Genomic DNA, 15005 nt, shown 5'->3' on the forward strand with positions numbered 1-15005 from the left:
GAAACTTGTCTTGGAGAAGACACTGCGCCCGTTATGTTGTTATTTGTTTAAGCGCGGGGGTTCGATCTGTTCGCAAATGCGCTGTTTAATACTGCCGAACGTGCTCGACTGACCCTTTATGGGTCGGTCGAGTCGTGCGGTTTCAGTGGTGGGAGCGACCGGTCATTTCCAGGGCCATGTCACTGGCGTAGCTGTCCGTCATGCCGGCGATGAAGTCGATCATGCGCAGGAACGACGTGTGCAACGGACCGTTCGGGTCTGGCGCATTGTTGCCGAGCAGGTCGAGAATCCGGCGGCTTTTGAACGACGGCGTGCGGCCGTTGTGTTGTTCCAGGGCCGCCCCGCAGAAGGCGTTCAGGAGGATTTCCAGCGTGGTGTAGGCGCCGATTTCATGCAGCGTCTTGCGTTTATCCTGAAAGATTTTCTTGCGGGCGATGTCTTTGGCATTCAACACGCAACGTTTGGCCGGACCGTGCATGTGTTCCACCAGATCACCCGGCAGCGTGCCGGCGAGTAACGCATCCTGCTGCTCGACAAATGCCCGCGCTGCGGCGTTGGTCAGATGTTCGATGGCTTTGCCGCGAAGAATCGCCAGTTTGCGCCGGCGTGAATCCTGTGGGCCGAGCTGGCGGTAGGTTTCCGGCAGATCATCACCGACCAGACCCAAAAGCAGCGATTCGACTTCGGCGTACTCCAGCAGATCCATCTCCAGACCGTCCTCCAGGTCGATCAGCGCGTAGCAGATGTCGTCGGCAGCCTCCATCAGATACACCAGCGGGTGACGTGCCCAGCGCTGTTCTTCCAGTTGCGGCAGGCCAAGCTTGTGGGCGATCTGTTCGAGCAGCGGCAGTTCGCTCTGGTAGCAACCGAACTTGTGCTTTTTGTAGCCGAGAGAATCGGCGTGGCGTGCCGTCCACGGATACTTCAGATAAGTGCCGAGGGTGGCGTAGGTCAGCCGTGTCCCCCCATCGAACTGATGGTATTCAAGCTGCGTGAGTACGCGGAACCCTTGGGCGTTGCCTTCGAAATTGAGGAAGTCGCCACGTTCCGCTTCGCTCATGCCGTCCAGCCAGCCACGGCCGGCAGCTTGTTGAAACCAGTGACGAATCGCATCTTCACCGGAATGGCCAAAGGGCGGGTTGCCAATGTCGTGGGCCAGACAGGCCGATTGTACGACCATGCCCAGATCGGCCGGATCGCACCAGTCGGGCAGGGCGCTGCGCAGGGTTTCGCCGACGCGCATGCCCAGCGAACGACCGACGCAACTGACTTCCAGCGAGTGGGTCAGGCGGGTGTGGATATGGTCATTGCTCGATACCGGGTGCACCTGAGTCTTGCGACCCAGACGCCGGAAGGCTCCGGAGAAAATGATGCGGTCATGGTCTTTGTGAAAGGGGCTGCGGCCAAGTTCCTGCGGGCTGTGCAGCGGCTTGCCGAGACGTTCGCGGTTGAGCAGGGTTTGCCAATCCAAGGCTGGTTCTCTCCGTCTGGTGACTGATCGCCCTAGCTTCCCGGTTCAGCCCGGCGCCTGCAAGGGGAACTACAGGCCCGCTGCATCAATGTCGATCAACAGCAGGCGTTCACCATTATCGAAAAACTGCCCGGCAGTGAGGCAATACTGGTTGCTGGTGGCATCGCGGTAAGTGTTGGAAAGCGTCAGGCGCCGCTCATCCCAACCTTCGGCGAGCAAGTGATAGAAGTACGGGCGCCATGACCAGTTGTGACCCAGATAGCGATTGTCCGCGACCCAGCCGTTGTGTCGCCATTCGAGGTTGGGCGTCAGTTGCGTACCGTGACGGTCGCATTGATAAAACCGCAGCAACCACGGAAAAGCCTCAAGGTGTGGCAGGGCACTCAACGGCGCGTGCGTTTGCGCCCAAGCTTGCAGAATCGCCATCAGCTCACTGAGTTGTTGGCGCATCTGCATCAATCGTCCGCGTTCGACGAGCTTTTGCCGCACGTAGCGCTGGCGCAGTTCTGCAAAACGTTGCACGAACGCATCGGCGGCGAAAAACGTTTCCTGCGCCCGGGCGAAGAGAAATCCCTGCACATAACGCGAGCCGCATTCGAGCGCGAAATTCAGCTGCGCCTCGGTCTCGACCCCTTCGGCAATAATCCAGCAGCCGGTTTTCTCGGCCATCTGCGCGAGCGCCTTGACGACGTCACTGCTCGGGCCGCCCAAAGCGGCAGCCTGAAACAGGCGCATGTCGAGTTTGAGGATGTCCGGTTGCAGGGCGAGTACACGGTCGAGTTGCGAATAGCCGGCACCGAAGTCGTCGATGGCGATTCTTGCGCCGGCCTCGCGATAGCGACCGGCCACGTCGGCAAGGCGCTGAATATTGCCGCCTAATTCAGTGATTTCGAAGACGATGCGCTGAGGGTCCACATCGTGTCGCGCCAGTTGCTTGAGACTCGGCAGCGCCTGATCCGCACGCAAACGGCTGATCCAGCGTGGCGACATGTTCAGACTGAGAAACCAGTCGGATGGTGCCTCGTGCAGACGGCTCAACGCATTATCCCGGATCTGCCGGTCGAGGCGGCGCAAGGCGATGGCGGGGGTTCGCGGATCGGCGAACAGCGGTCCGACCGAGGTCAGTTGGCCGTCGGCCTGGCGCAAGCGACCCAATGCTTCGACGCCTGCAATACGTCCCGTGGCGGTATCGATGAAAGGCTGAAAGCAGGCGAGCGGTTGCCCGTCGATCACGGGGCCTCCTTAGTAGTTCTTGTTCTGATGAACCCCGCCGACCGGGTAGGCACACGGGATTGAACCTCCGGATAAGAGGTTCATTCCGATGATGTTGCAAGAATGTAGCCAGATGTATCCGTTCAGCGTTTGCTGGAGCTCTGCATGACCAGTTTGATCAGCGGCCCGAGGGTCGTGCCGAGACGAACCAGTCGAGTCAGGCCACTACCGCCGCCGCTTTTCGCACCTTTGCCGGTGATGAAGCCCAACAGGGTGACTGCAGCTACGCCCCACAATGGCGCGTGCTTGATGCCGAAGCCGCCTTGCAGATTCTGCGACATGCCGCGCATGCGCTGCAGAGGCTGCAGCACTTGCCCGGTTTCATGGCGGATTTCCTGGCGATGCATCTCCATGCGCAGGCGAATCAACGCCTTGCGCATTTCCCGGCGTGAGCCGTTGTGTGGCAGTTCAGTCAGGCTCATGGCAGCAGGCGCTCCCGGTCGTTGGCCAGCTCTTCGAGCGTGCCGTGGAAGGGCGAGGACTCATCGAAAATCGCCGCTTTGAGGCGCAGTCCGCAGAAGATCGAGGCCAGGGTGTAAAAGACGCACAGGCCAATGATCGCCGCCAGACGGTAGGTGTCCCAGAAGATGATCATGACCAGTGTCGATAACCCCACCAGCAACAACAGGGCAAATACCAAGGCCAAACCTGCAAACAGCAACAGGCTGACGGTGCGCGATTTCTGTTCCTGCAACTCGATGCCGAACAATTCGACATGGCTGTGCAGCAAACCGAGAACGGCGGCGCCCAAGCGCCGCGTGGAGGAAGCGGTGCCCGCAGCCGGGCCGGATTCACCGATCGCCATGATCAGCGCCGCGTGGCCAGCAGGCCGATCAGAAAGCCGACACCGGCAGCGATACCCACCGATTGCCACGGATTAGCCGACACATAATCTTCGGTGGCGGTGACAGCCGCCTGGCCGCGCTCACGCAGCGTGTCTTCGGTCAATTTCAGGGTTTCCCGGGCGCGCAGCAGGCTGTCGTGGATCTGCTCGCGCAATTCATCTGCCTGATCGCCGGCCAGAGTGGCGGTGTGCTCGAGCAACCGTTCGGTGTCGGCGACCAGGGTCTGGAAGTCGTTCATGAGGATTTCTTGAGCGGTCTTTGCCTTGATGCTGGCCATGGGTGGATCTCCGTAAATGACGTCTGAAGCGTTCGAGTATGAGCCTTGCGCGAAGGTTCATTACAAATGACTGGTACAACTTTTGCTGTGTCGTGGTGCGTCGTCCGGCCGTTGTGCGCTGTTGCCGGGCGTGCGCCTTGAGAAACCTTATCTCAAATGATCCCGGTTCGTGTCAGGACATCGACCCTGTGCGCCAAAGCAGTTCGCTGGATGTCCAATTCAGTGACTGCCCGGTCGCAAGTTGGTGCATGAAATGCCCGCATGAACCGCTTTGGTGCCTTTTTCGCCTTTAGGTCTGCCTGTTTATGGAAAATCTGCAAAGCGCTGTGGACACCCTGGTCCACAGCTCCAACACGTTGTTCATTCTGATCGGTGCGGTGATGGTGCTGGCGATGCACGCCGGCTTCGCCTTTCTGGAAGTCGGTACGGTCCGGCAGAAAAACCAGGTTAACGCCTTGTCGAAAATCCTCAGCGATTTCGCCGTCTCGACGCTGGCCTATTTCTTTATAGGCTATTGGATCTCCTACGGCGCGACCTTCATGCAACCGGCGGCGGTCTTGAACGCCGATCACGGCTATGGACTGGTGAAGTTCTTCTTTCTGCTGACCTTCGCTGCAGCGATTCCGGCGATTATTTCTGGCGGCATTGCCGAGCGCGCACGCTTCGTTCCGCAGTTGTGCGCAACGGCGTTGATCGTGGCGTTTATCTATCCGTTTTTCGAAGGGATGATCTGGAACGGCAACTATGGCCTGCAGGCCTGGCTGGCGGCGCAGTTTGGTGCCGGATTTCATGATTTCGCCGGATCCGTGGTGGTGCATGCCATGGGCGGCTGGCTGGCGCTGGCGGCGGTGCTGTTGCTCGGGCCGCGTAACGGCCGTTATCGCGACGGGCGCCTGGTGGCGTTCGCGCCGTCGAGCATTCCGTTTCTGGCACTGGGCTCGTGGATTCTGATTGTCGGCTGGTTCGGCTTCAACGTGATGAGCGCGCAGACGCTGCAGGGTGTCAGCGGGCTGGTGGCGGTCAACTCGTTGATGGCGATGGTCGGCGGCACCATGGCGGCGTTGATAGTCGGGCGCAATGACCCAGGCTTCCTGCACAACGGCCCATTGGCCGGGTTGGTGGCGATCTGTGCGGGATCCGATCTGATGCATCCGGTCGGTGCGCTGGTGACCGGTGCGATTGCCGGCGCGCTGTTTGTCTGGTGCTTCACCGCCGCGCAGGTGAAATGGCGCATCGACGATGTGCTCGGCGTCTGGCCATTGCACGGTTTGTGCGGCGTATGGGGCGGGATTGCCTGCGGCATCTTCGGCCAGACAGCACTCGGTGGTCTCGGCGGCGTCAGCCTGATCAGCCAGTTGATCGGCACCGCACTCGGCGTCGCCGTGGCGTTGATCGGTGGCTTCGTCGTTTACGGCGCGATCAAGGCGTTGCATGGGCTGCGCCTGAGTCAGGAACAAGAGTATTACGGCGCCGATCTGTCGCTGCACAAGATCGGCGCGGTGAGCCAGGACTAAGTCTCCTCATCGTCAGCACCGGGATAAAAACCGTGCAGCAGACGGTAGCGGTCGATCCGCACTTGATCGACTTTCTCCTGCACTTGATGCGCCGGCAAGCCGAGCATGATCAACGCGTGAGAGGCGAGCATCAGGCTCGATTCCAGCAACTCCGGCACCACTTCGGTGGCGCCGGCGGATTTCAGTTCCGCCCACTGGCTGTCATCGCGGGTGCGCACCAGAATCGGCACATGAGCATTGAGTCGGCGCGCTTCCTTGAGAATGCGCAGGGCGACGTCACTTTGATCGACGGCGATCACCAACAACCTGGCGCGCAGCAAGCCGACGGCGGTCAGCAGATCGCCGCGTGACGAATCGCCGTAATGCACGTCGCTCTCGCCAGTCGCGGCTTCCTGGACGCGCACCGGGTCGTTGTCCAGCGCGATGTAAGGTTGCCGGGCGTTGCGCATAAAGCGGCCGATGGATTGGCCGACGCGGCCATAGCCACAAATCACTACGTGCTTGTCGAGGTCGGCGTTGAGGGCGCTGATTTCTTCGATCTGCGCTTCTTCATTGGGCTTGCGGTGGAGGGCGGAGGCAATGCGTGGCGCGGCGCGAAGCAGCAGCGGTGTCAGCAGCATCGAGCAGAATGTTGCCGCTAGTAAAAGGGCGCCCAGTTGATCCGGAAGCTGGCTGTTTTGCTGCATCTGCGCCATCAGCGCGAAGCAGAACTCGCCGCCCTGTGCCAACGCCAGACCACTGCGCCAAGCGGTTTCGCTGTCACTGCCACGCCATTTCACCAACAGCGCCACGACGATACCTTTGATCACCATCAAGCCAACGGTGAGACCGAGGATCAATAGGCCGTGACTGGCAAACAGTTGCAGGTCGATGAGCATGCCGATGCTAACGAAAAACACCCCGAGCAGGATGTCGCGGAACGGCCGGATATCGGCTTCGATCTGATGCCGATAGTGGCTTTCACCGAGCAACATGCCGGCCAGAAATGCGCCGAGGGCCGGGGACAGGCCCAGCAAATGCGTCAGCCACGCCGTCAGCAGAACGATCACCAGAGCCAGCAGTACAAACAGTTCCGCCGAGCGCGAGGCGGCTACTTCCTGAAACAACCGTGGCAGTAGCCAGCGACTGGCGAGCAGCAGCCCGATGAAGAGGACGACGGTTTTCGCCAGCGTCAACGGCAGCGCCCAATACCAGGCATGGGTGCTGCTCCCGGCGAACACGGGCACCAGGGTCAGCAGTAAAACCGCGACCACGTCCTGAAACAGCAGCACGCCGATAGCGTTCTGGCCATGGCTGCTGAACACCTCGCCGAGGCTGCCGAGTTCTTTGCTGACAATCGCCGTCGAAGACAGTGAAAGCCCCGCGCCGAGCAACAGCGCCGGCGTCAGCGGCATCCCCAGCAGCATCAGCAGCAAACCGAGCAGCGCGGTGCTGATCAGCACCTGCTGGCTGCCGAGGCGAAATACCACCTGGCGCAGCGCGATCATCTTCGACAGGGAAAACTCCAGGCCGAGGGAAAACAGCAGAAACACCACGCCCAACTCCGCCACATCAGGCAGGTGTTCGCTCTCGTTGACCCAATCAAAGGCACTCGGCCCGACCAGCAATCCCACGCACAGGTAACCCAGCACGGGAGGCAGCCGCAGACGACGAAACAGGGCAATCACCACGAGGGACGAGGCGAGGATGATCAACAGGTTGGCAAACACTGGACACTCCGATGTCAGGGTTTCGGCCTCTCAAGCGTAGAGGCAAAAACAGCGGGAGCATCGCGTAATCGGCATTTGTGCGGACTGATGTGCGTCAGGGTTTTGCATGAGGGGTTGCAGCCAATGGGTCAAAACCTTTGGGCGGGGTCGGGTCGACGGGGTTTCGCACCGGGCCTAGAATAGTCGCACTTATTTTTGGTTGTGCCATCATGCCTCCTGAATGTCAGTTGTTCGGCACCCTGGGGTGTCACCTGTGCGAAGTTGCTGAGGCCGAGCTGATGCCTTTTGTCGAGCATGGTCTGCTGGTTGAGCTGATCGATATCGCTGAAGATGAATCCTGGTTCGAGGCTTACAGCCTGCGCATCCCGGTTCTGCGTCGCGTCGATACCGGCGCCGAGTTGGACTGGCCCTTCAGTGCCGATCAGGTGGTGGCGTTCTTGCGTTGAGCCGATCCGGCGTCGATCCGCTCATCGTCACTTTCTATCCATTCCTTGGCACACCCCGATCGATTCGGTTACTGTATGTCCGTACAGTAATTGAGTCAGAGGGATAAACCGTGGTCAATGTCGAACAGTTGAAGAACAGCGTAAACCGGATGTCGGTTGACGTGGTGCGCGAGGCCGTTCTCGAATTGCGCCTGGACGGCTTGGTCACGGAAGGCAAGACACCGTTCAACAAGCTGCATTTCAACACTTGCTTTGCCGAGATCGAAGCCTTGTTTCAGCGCGCCGGTTACCACAAACAACTGGACGTCGTTGGCTATCAGGGCTTGTTGTACGCGTTGTATGACCCGGGTCGCTGGGAGGCGGTCGACGTGCTGCGCTGGCTCAAGGAGTTCACCGAAGCGGCGGCGCTGAAGTCGATTCCGGCCTGAGGATTGCGCTAGGTGCGTCTCCCTCAAGTGTTGGATAATGCCGGTCTGCCTTGAGGGTCCGAATTTCCGTATGTCCACATCAACATTTTCTGCTGCACAGAATCAGGCCAGCACTCTGTACTTGCCGCCCGGCCATTGGCTGACCGTCCTCGATTGCTTGTGTGAACACTTCAGTGCCATCAGTCGTGAGCAGTGGCTGGACCGGATAGTCCGTGGTCGTGTGCTGGATGGTCAGGGTCAGCCCATCGCGCTGGATTTGCCTTACAAGGAAGGCCTGCGCATTCATTACTTTCGTGAAGTGCCAGACGAAAAGCCGATTCCGGTGGTTGAGTCGATTCTGTATGCCGATGAGCATCTGGTCGTGGCCGACAAGCCACATTTTCTGCCGGTGACTCCGGCAGGGGAGTATGTCGAGCAAACCTTGCTGCGGCGGCTGATCCGTCGTCTCGACAATCCTCATCTGGTGCCGCTGCACCGGATCGACCGGCATACGGCAGGACTGGTGATTTTCTCGGCCAATCCACAAACCCGTTCGGCGTATCAATCACTGTTCCCGACGCGGCAGATCGACAAACGCTATGAAGCGATCGCACCGGCATTGCCCGAGCTGGATTTCCCGCTGGTGCATAAGAGCCGGCTGGTCGATGGCGAGCCGTTTTTCCGCATGCAGGAAGGACCGGGTCTCAGCAATACCGAGACGGCCGTGGAAGTTCGCGAAAAAAATGGCGACCTGTGGCGCTATGGCCTGTTTCCGGTAACCGGCAAAAAGCACCAACTGCGTGTCCATATGACCGCGTTGGGTGCGAGCATCTGCAATGATCCGTTCTATCCGACCGTGCTGAAGGACATCGAGGACGACTACGCCAATCCGTTGAAGCTTCTGGCGCAAGGGTTGCGGTTTATCGATCCGGTGAACGGTGAAGAACGCGCATTCGAGAGTCGCATCACGTTGCAGTGGTGAGGTCGAGCCTCGCTTTCCAGCGCCCATGAAAAAGCCCGCATTAAATGCGGGCTTTTCTGTATCCGGTGTCGACGCAGAGCTTACAGCTCTTTAACGGTACGAACCTGATCCTTGTTGATGCGGGTTTCTTTGCCGTCCAGTTGCTGGAACTCGTAGAAGCCCGAATCGTCATCGTATTTCGGGGTGTCGACGGCCTGGATTTCGCGACCGTCATTCAAGGTGATCACTGTAGGCGAGGAGCAACCGGCGAGGGTGGCCAGGCCCAGTGCGAGCATGAAAGTGGCGAGGGTCCGTTGAGTCATGGTGTGTCTCCGAATGGGAATTCTTTTGGTTACTGAGCTTGAGACGTATACAAGGCGTGAGAGTTCCTTGAGTGCTGTCAGTCTGACACAGTGTTGTGCGAATTTAACAGTTCGGGGGTGTTGAGGTTGGCCAGTCGCGGGTCGTTGTCCGGGCATTGCAGGGCAGTGGCGCCGAGACCACGCATGACCCGGCCGGGGCTGCGTTCACCGGCGTTCCAGGCCTCTTCGAAAGCCGCTGCAAGTGCCACAGGTATCACGCACAACAACGGTTCCCAATGGTCGTCATGGCGCAACATTAAAGGTTTTTCAGGATTCAGATTGGCGCTTTCGCGCATGCTTTGCAGCAAAGCTTCGTCGATGCGTGGCACATCACACGGTAAAACCAGCAAATGCGTATGGCGCGCCGCCTTTAGTCCTGCACGAATGCCGGCCAGCGGCCCTGGGAAGTCGACTTCGTCATCTACCACCAATTGATCCGCGAACGGCGCATAGCATTCGCGATTACGGTTGCAGGAAATAATCAGGTCGTCGGTCAGCGGGCGCACCTTGCGCTGCAGATGAGCGATCAGAGGCTCACCCAGCCATTGCACCAAACCCTTGTCCTGGCCGCCCATGCGCTGTCCGCGTCCACCGGCCAGGAGCAGAATGGAGCACGGTGGCATTTGCGAATTCAGCGGCATGGCAGCTCTCCATGGGGGCGGCAAAAAAAGGGGGCGCTGTGATATAACACCGGGCTGTTTCTCCTACAACTGGACGAGCCTATGAAAGCCAAGGCTGATGTACCTTTCGTGCCGCTCAATATTGCGGTGCTGACTGTCAGTGACACCCGAACGCTGGAAACCGACACTTCAGGCCAGGTCTTCGTCGACCGCTTGACCGCAGCAGGCCATAACCTGGCCGAGCGGGTGTTGCTCAAAGATGACTTGTACAAAATTCGCGCGCAAGTCGCCAACTGGATTGCCGACGATGTCGTGCAGGTGGTGCTGATCACCGGTGGCACTGGCTTTACGGGGCGTGACAGCACACCGGAAGCCGTTGCCTGTTTGCTGGACAAACAAGTGGATGGCTTCGGCGAGTTGTTCCGGCAAATCTCGGTGGCCGATATCGGCACCTCTACCGTGCAATCCCGGGCGCTCGCTGGCCTGGCCAACGGCACGCTGGTGTGCTGCCTGCCAGGTTCGACCAACGCGGTGCGGACCGGATGGGACGGCATTCTCGGTGAGCAACTGGATGCGCGTCACCGTCCGTGCAATTTCGTCACCCATCTCAAACAGGCTGCGCCGTGTGAATCCCGTGGGTAAGCCGGGCAAGACCGGCAGCCTGATGCCTGTCGAGGCGGCATTGGCGCGTCTGCTGGACATGGCACAAGCTTCACCGATTACCGCGCACGAATATTTGCCGTTGGCTCAGGTCGAGGGGCGAGTGCTGGCCGAAGATCTGATTTCGACCTTGGATCTGCCGCCCTGGCCCAACAGCGCCATGGACGGCTATGCCTTGAAACTGGCTGACTGGACGGGCGAGGCATTGCCGGTCAGTCAAAAAGTCTTCGCCGGACAGGCTCCCCAGCCGTTGCTGCCAGGCACGTGCGCTCGAATCTTTACCGGCGCGCCGGTACCGGCGGGTGCCGATTGTGTGGAAATGCAGGAAAACGCCGAGGTTCAGGCCGATGGGCGTGTGCGTTTCATCGAGACCATGACGGTGGGGCAGAATATTCGCCCACAAGGTCAGGAGACCACGGTCGGTGAACTGATTCTGCAGGCCGGAACCCGATTGGGGCCGATTGAGCAAGGTTTGTCCGCCTCTTTGGGCTGCGCCGGTCTCAACGTTGTGCGCAAGGTGCGGGTCGCGGTGCTGTCTACCGGTGACGAACTGGTTGAGCCGGGACAGGCATTGGGGCCGGGACAGATCTACAACAGCAATCGGGTGGTTCTGTGCAGTTGGCTGCAGCGCTTGGGATGCGAAGTGGTGGATGCCGGAATTCTGCCGGATGATCTGGTTGCCACCCGTGCCCGATTGGGCGAGTTGCAGGATGTCGACCTGATCCTCTCCACGGGCGGCGTCTCTGTCGGTGAAGCGGACTTCCTTGGCATTGCCTTGAGAGAAGAGGGCGAACTGGACTTGTGGAAACTCGCCATCAAGCCCGGGAAACCATTGACCGTCGGCCATTTTCGCGATGTGCCGGTGATCGGCTTGCCCGGTAACCCGGCTTCGACGCTGGTCACCTTCGCTTTGTTGGCTCGTCCCTATCTGCTGCGTCGTCAAGGCGTGAAGGAAATCGAGCCCTTGAAATTTCCTGTCCCCGCCGGTTTTGACTGGCCGCAGGCGGGAACCCGTCGTGAATATCTGCGTGGGCGTCTGGAACAAGGGCGAGCCATTATTTACCGCAATCAAAGCTCGGGTGTCCTGCGCAGTGCGGCATGGGCCGATGGCTTGGTTGAGGTACTGGAGGGCCGAACATTGGTCGCCGGAGATGAGGTCGTTTTCATTCCGCTGAGCGATCTTCTGGGCTAAGCCTTTGCTTCGAGAGTGCAGGCGCGGCGAATCAACGTCGATGCCTGCACGGCCGTTCATCAGTGACCGATCAAGGTAACCAGTTGATCGAACCGGCTGTTGGCCACCCATCCCAACAGGCCCAGCACCACTGCCGTCGCTCCTGCTGAATAGGCCAGGCGATGCTTGATGGCTTTGACGTCACCCCTGACTTCGTCCATGTCGCGACGGATGTATTTGAGGTGGGTTTCCAGCTCGGCAAAACGGGGTTCCATATCAACTTCTCCAGTGGTTTTGGCGCTGCCCGTGAAATCGGATTTCTGCGTGATGCGGCTTTCGCAGAATGGGGCAACCGGGCTCACTGATTTTCGGGCTTCAGGACTTGGCATGTGCACATCCATCTACCGATTCGATTGCACATTTGCCGCGAACCTCATTATCAAAGCTAATGAGATCTGTAAGGGTGTATCCACTCATTACATGCACATCCTTGTGTATTGTTGATCGAAATTTGATACCGCCGACACACGGTGAACCACTGACCCGATCAGGTCAATTAAGCCGTTTCCGTATGTTTTGTAAGAATAAATACCGCCTTGTAGGACGCTCGAGCCAGGCGCTTGAATTTATTGTGAATCTCGCGGCTTTTTTCCGGGCTTGAATGGTCAAGATGTTTCACACGATCCATTTGCGGAGTAACGGTTATGAGTGAACGCAGGGCGCTTTTGATTCTGCATGGCAAGCAGGCACTCAACGAGTCGGTACGCGAAGCGGTAGAAAGCCAGCGTGCGCAAGGCTGGGAGTTGGCGGTGCGACTGACCTGGGAGGCGGGCGACGCTCAGCGTCTGGTGGCGGAGGCTTTGGCTGACGGCTATACGCAGATTATCGCTGGAGGCGGGGATGGCACTTTGCGTGACATTGCCGAAGCACTGGCATTGAATCCGCAAAAAGCCAGCCTGGTGCTTTTGCCGTTGGGCACCGCCAACGATTTTTCTCGTGCAGCGGGTATTCCGCTGGAGCCCGCTGATGCACTGAAACTGCTTGATACAGCGCCGACCGCCATCGATCTGGGTGCAGTTGGCGGGCAGATTTTCCTCAACATGGCGACGGGAGGCTTCGGCAGTCAGGTCACCGCCAACACGTCAGAGGACTTGAAAAAGGTCTTGGGCGGTGCAGCCTATCTGTTCACCGGGTTGTCGCGATTCAGCGAGTTGCATGCGGCTTATGGCGAGTTGCAGGGACCGGATTTTCACTGGAGCGGCGAGCTGCTGGCATTGGGCATCGGCAATGGCCGTCAGGCCGGCGGCGGGCATGTCTTGTGCCCCGATGCCGTCGTCGACGACGGAATGTTGGACATCAGCATTCTGCCGGCGCCACAAGAGTTGGTTGGTACGCTGAAAAACCTGCTGAGCGATGGGTTCGGCATCGACAGCATGTTTGTGCGAGTCCGTTTGCCCTGGGTCGAAATCAAGGTCGCCGAGGGGCTTTACATCAATCTCGACGGTGAGCCACTAGAAGGCGAGAGCATGCGTTTCGAGGCGCGTCCAGCGGCGTTGCAGGTGCATTTGCCGAAGGACTCACCGTTGTTGTCCGGTCAGTCGCCGGTCAGTCATCAAGGCTGATGATCTGCTCGCGCACGGCAAACAGCACCAGGCCTGCCACGTCGTAGATTTGCAGACGCTTCATGATCTGCGAGCGGTGGGTTTCGACGGTTTTGATGCTCAGGCCCAGGCCATTGGCGATTTCCCGGGTGGATTTTCCGCGCACGATCAGGCGCAGGATTTCCAGCTGGCGCGCGGTCAGGTTGTGTGAGTCGGCGACTTCCGGCTGCTGTTTCTGATTGCGGGTCAGGGCCTGGTTGATCACCGTGTGCGCGATGGCCGGGCTGAGGTAACGCTCATTGTTGCGTAACGCGTCCAGCGCGTGCTCAAGCTCGGTGGCGGTGGTGTCCTTGAGCAGATAGCCATGGGCGCCGGACTCCAGCGCCTGCATGATCAGCGCAGGATCGGTGTGCATCGAGAGGATCAGCACTTTGCTTTGCGGGCGCACCCGCTTGAGCCGCTGCAGAGCCTCAAGACCGCCGGTTTCGCGCATCGAGATATCCAGCAGGACGATATCCGGCGCCAATTGCTCGACCATTTCGAGCAACTGTGAGCCGTCGTTGGCTTCACCAATCACGGCGTAGCCCGGAATATCCAGCACCAGAGCGCGCACGCCGGCCCTGATCAGCGAGTGGTCATCCACCAGAAGTAAGTTACAAGTCAACGCATAACCTTATTGGTACTGGCCCGTTCGAGTGCTCGGGGCGCCCAGGGGAGAAGTGCTTCGATTTGTGTGCCTTTGCCCGGCTCACTGGTGACCGTCAAGGTGCCGCCCAGTTGTTCGATCCGCTCAACCATCCCGGCCATCCCCCGTTGTCCTTCGCGCCCCGGATTGGCGGCGGGTGCGAAACCTTGGCCGTCATCACTGATCAAAAGCGTCAGACCTTGCGGCAGGCGTTGCACGCGAATCAGCAGATTGCTCGCCTGAGCGTGGCGCAGGATATTGGTCACCGCCTCCTGAGTGACGCGAAAGGCGGCGACGGCCATTTCTTCCGGGATACCGTTGAGGCGCTGCTGGCAATCGAGGCTCCAGTGCACGTTGGTGTTGGTCAATGTCTTGAGCAAATGCGCGCGCAGGCTGGCTTCCAGACCCAGGCTGGTCAATTGGCGAGGATTGAGGATGGCCGAGACATCGCGCACTTTGTTGAGGGTTTCTTCGAGGGTATCGCACAGCGCGGTGCATTGTTCCTGCAAGTCTTGCGGCATTCGTCGTTTGAGCCACTCGCTTTGCAATTTGGCGGCTGTCAGCAATTGGCCGATGTCGTCATGCAGTTCACGGCTGAGACGGTGCCGCTCGTTTTCCTGGACTTGCAGCAAGCGATCGGCGAGTTCTTGAGGCTGGAACTTGATTGATTTTCGCGAGAGGCGATATTGCACCCAGACACACGCGGTAGCGGCAACGTTAAGCAGCAGCAGACCCAGGCAAAGCTGTGCGGAAAACCCGTAGGTCAGCAGGCTGCCGAATGCGGTTGCGACACTCAGAATGAGGGTGAACCGGCGTGCATTTTCCCGGGAAGGTGGCCAAGTGGTGATTGACTTGAGGCTGGCGTACATAGCGGATGGAGCCAATGGATGTTCGCTGCGGGCAGACCGGCCGGTGGCTGGCGAGTCTCTGTCTGAATATGCTGTCAATTATGTTATTGATTTCAATGACGTCGAATAAGCGTTATTTGACGGTCAACTTCGGCG

General features: G+C 59.2%; 18 protein-coding genes. 7 read left to right on the plus strand and 11 right to left on the minus strand.

The genetic code is table 11. The features are described from left to right. Nucleotides 1-142 precede the first annotated feature (142 nt). The 5 genes from EJA71_RS20025 to EJA71_RS20045 form a co-directional block, all read right to left on the minus strand. Nucleotides 143-1471: a deoxyguanosinetriphosphate triphosphohydrolase gene (locus EJA71_RS20025; protein WP_158959324.1), complete on the minus strand. Its 1329-nt coding sequence runs from the start codon at nt 1469-1471 to the stop codon at nt 143-145. Nucleotides 1472-1540: 69 nt separating this feature from the next. Further along, nucleotides 1541-2704: an EAL domain-containing protein gene (locus EJA71_RS20030; protein ID WP_158959325.1), complete on the minus strand. Its 1164-nt coding sequence runs from the start codon at nt 2702-2704 to the stop codon at nt 1541-1543. Between the two features lie 122 nt (nt 2705-2826). After that, a complete protein-coding gene (locus EJA71_RS20035; RefSeq protein ID WP_158959326.1) occupies nt 2827-3165 on the minus strand; it encodes a hypothetical protein in 339 nt (112 codons plus the stop codon). After that, nucleotides 3162-3548, minus strand: coding sequence for a phage holin family protein (locus EJA71_RS20040; protein ID WP_158959327.1), 387 nt, complete (start codon nt 3546-3548; stop codon nt 3162-3164). Before EJA71_RS20040 ends, EJA71_RS20035 begins: the two co-directional genes overlap by 4 nt. 2 nt (nt 3549-3550) lie before the next feature. Further along, nucleotides 3551-3865, minus strand: a complete 315-nt coding sequence (locus tag EJA71_RS20045; protein WP_122591936.1) for a YqjD family protein — start codon at nt 3863-3865, stop codon at nt 3551-3553. Between the two features lie 305 nt (nt 3866-4170). Between EJA71_RS20045 and EJA71_RS20050 the strand changes: the two genes are divergently transcribed. Further along, a complete protein-coding gene (locus EJA71_RS20050) occupies nt 4171-5379 on the plus strand; it encodes an ammonium transporter (protein ID WP_158959328.1) in 1209 nt (402 codons plus the stop codon). Here EJA71_RS20050 and EJA71_RS20055 read toward each other — a convergent pair. After that, the gene (locus EJA71_RS20055) at nt 5376-7088 is read right to left on the minus strand and encodes a monovalent cation:proton antiporter-2 (CPA2) family protein (protein WP_158959329.1); all 1713 of its coding nucleotides are present in this window, start codon (nt 7086-7088) and stop codon (nt 5376-5378) included. The genes EJA71_RS20050 and EJA71_RS20055 overlap by 4 nt on opposite strands. 209 nt (nt 7089-7297) lie before the next feature. Here EJA71_RS20055 and EJA71_RS20060 point away from each other — a divergent pair, with 209 nt between their 5' ends. The 3 genes from EJA71_RS20060 to EJA71_RS20070 all read left to right on the plus strand — a co-directional run bounded on the left by EJA71_RS20060 (nt 7298) and on the right by EJA71_RS20070 (nt 8923). Then, nucleotides 7298-7534, plus strand: coding sequence for a glutaredoxin family protein (locus EJA71_RS20060; RefSeq protein WP_158959330.1), 237 nt, complete (start codon nt 7298-7300; stop codon nt 7532-7534). 110 nt (nt 7535-7644) lie between these two features. After that, nucleotides 7645-7962, plus strand: a complete 318-nt coding sequence (locus EJA71_RS20065; protein WP_003226726.1) for a transcriptional regulator — start codon at nt 7645-7647, stop codon at nt 7960-7962. A 70-nt stretch (nt 7963-8032) separates the two neighbouring features. Then, nucleotides 8033-8923: a pseudouridine synthase gene (locus EJA71_RS20070; RefSeq protein ID WP_158959331.1), complete on the plus strand. Its 891-nt coding sequence runs from the start codon at nt 8033-8035 to the stop codon at nt 8921-8923. An 80-nt stretch (nt 8924-9003) separates the two neighbouring features. On the opposite strand, the gene EJA71_RS20075 is transcribed toward EJA71_RS20070, so the two are convergent. Both EJA71_RS20075 and mobA read right to left on the minus strand, forming a co-directional pair. Continuing rightward, entirely contained in the window at nt 9004-9225 is a 222-nt protein-coding gene (locus EJA71_RS20075) for a YgdI/YgdR family lipoprotein (protein WP_016770600.1), read from the minus strand. 77 nt (nt 9226-9302) lie between these two features. After that, nucleotides 9303-9905 carry a molybdenum cofactor guanylyltransferase MobA gene (gene mobA / locus EJA71_RS20080; protein ID WP_158959332.1) on the minus strand — a complete coding sequence of 201 codons (603 nt, stop codon included), beginning with the start codon at nt 9903-9905 and terminating at the stop codon, nt 9303-9305. An 81-nt stretch (nt 9906-9986) separates the two neighbouring features. On the opposite strand from mobA, the gene moaB reads away from it, so the two are divergent. Together moaB and glp are read left to right on the plus strand one after the other, a co-directional pair. Further along, nucleotides 9987-10526 (plus strand): molybdenum cofactor biosynthesis protein B, encoded by a 540-nt coding sequence (gene moaB, locus EJA71_RS20085; RefSeq protein ID WP_122591925.1) that lies wholly within the window; start codon nt 9987-9989, stop codon nt 10524-10526. After that, nucleotides 10510-11736 carry a gephyrin-like molybdotransferase Glp gene (gene glp / locus EJA71_RS20090; protein ID WP_158959333.1) on the plus strand — a complete coding sequence of 409 codons (1227 nt, stop codon included), beginning with the start codon at nt 10510-10512 and terminating at the stop codon, nt 11734-11736. The genes moaB and glp overlap by 17 nt, the downstream gene beginning before the upstream one ends. Before the next feature lie 59 nt (nt 11737-11795). Here glp and EJA71_RS27385 read toward each other — a convergent pair whose 3' ends face one another. Next, entirely contained in the window at nt 11796-12104 is a 309-nt protein-coding gene (locus EJA71_RS27385; protein WP_178113729.1) for a hypothetical protein, read from the minus strand. A 315-nt stretch (nt 12105-12419) separates the two neighbouring features. Between EJA71_RS27385 and yegS the strand changes: the two genes are divergently transcribed. Next, entirely contained in the window at nt 12420-13337 is a 918-nt protein-coding gene (gene yegS, locus EJA71_RS20100; protein ID WP_158959335.1) for a lipid kinase YegS, read from the plus strand. On the opposite strand, the gene EJA71_RS20105 is transcribed toward yegS, so the two are convergent. After that, nucleotides 13321-13980 carry a response regulator transcription factor gene (locus EJA71_RS20105; protein WP_126365105.1) on the minus strand — a complete coding sequence of 220 codons (660 nt, stop codon included), beginning with the start codon at nt 13978-13980 and terminating at the stop codon, nt 13321-13323. The genes yegS and EJA71_RS20105 overlap by 17 nt on opposite strands. Further along, on the minus strand, nt 13977-14870 hold the full coding sequence (locus tag EJA71_RS20110) for a sensor histidine kinase (RefSeq protein WP_158959348.1): 894 nt from the start codon (nt 14868-14870) through the stop codon (nt 13977-13979). Before EJA71_RS20110 ends, EJA71_RS20105 begins: the two co-directional genes overlap by 4 nt. Between the last annotated feature and the right edge of the window lie 135 nt (nt 14871-15005).

Source organism: Pseudomonas sp. PB106 (genome assembly GCF_009764645.1).
In the GTDB taxonomy this organism is placed as follows: domain Bacteria; phylum Pseudomonadota; class Gammaproteobacteria; order Pseudomonadales; family Pseudomonadaceae; genus Aquipseudomonas.

Coding starts and splice junctions, on each gene's coding strand:
- EJA71_RS20035 (WP_158959326.1), bottom strand. CDS start 3,165: ATGAGCCTGACTGAACTGCCACACAACGGCTCACGCCGGGAAATGCGC.
- EJA71_RS20040 (WP_158959327.1), bottom strand. CDS start 3,548: ATGGCGATCGGTGAATCCGGCCCGGCTGCGGGCACCGCTTCCTCCACG.
- EJA71_RS20045 (WP_122591936.1), bottom strand. CDS start 3,865: ATGGCCAGCATCAAGGCAAAGACCGCTCAAGAAATCCTCATGAACGAC.
- EJA71_RS20050 (WP_158959328.1), top strand. CDS start 4,171: ATGGAAAATCTGCAAAGCGCTGTGGACACCCTGGTCCACAGCTCCAAC.
- EJA71_RS20060 (WP_158959330.1), top strand. CDS start 7,298: ATGCCTCCTGAATGTCAGTTGTTCGGCACCCTGGGGTGTCACCTGTGC.
- EJA71_RS20070 (WP_158959331.1), top strand. CDS start 8,033: ATGTCCACATCAACATTTTCTGCTGCACAGAATCAGGCCAGCACTCTG.
- EJA71_RS20075 (WP_016770600.1), bottom strand. CDS start 9,225: ATGACTCAACGGACCCTCGCCACTTTCATGCTCGCACTGGGCCTGGCC.
- mobA (WP_158959332.1), bottom strand. CDS start 9,905: ATGCCGCTGAATTCGCAAATGCCACCGTGCTCCATTCTGCTCCTGGCC.
- moaB (WP_122591925.1), top strand. CDS start 9,987: ATGAAAGCCAAGGCTGATGTACCTTTCGTGCCGCTCAATATTGCGGTG.
- EJA71_RS27385 (WP_178113729.1), bottom strand. CDS start 12,104: ATGCCAAGTCCTGAAGCCCGAAAATCAGTGAGCCCGGTTGCCCCATTC.
- yegS (WP_158959335.1), top strand. CDS start 12,420: ATGAGTGAACGCAGGGCGCTTTTGATTCTGCATGGCAAGCAGGCACTC.
- EJA71_RS20110 (WP_158959348.1), bottom strand. CDS start 14,870: ATGTACGCCAGCCTCAAGTCAATCACCACTTGGCCACCTTCCCGGGAA.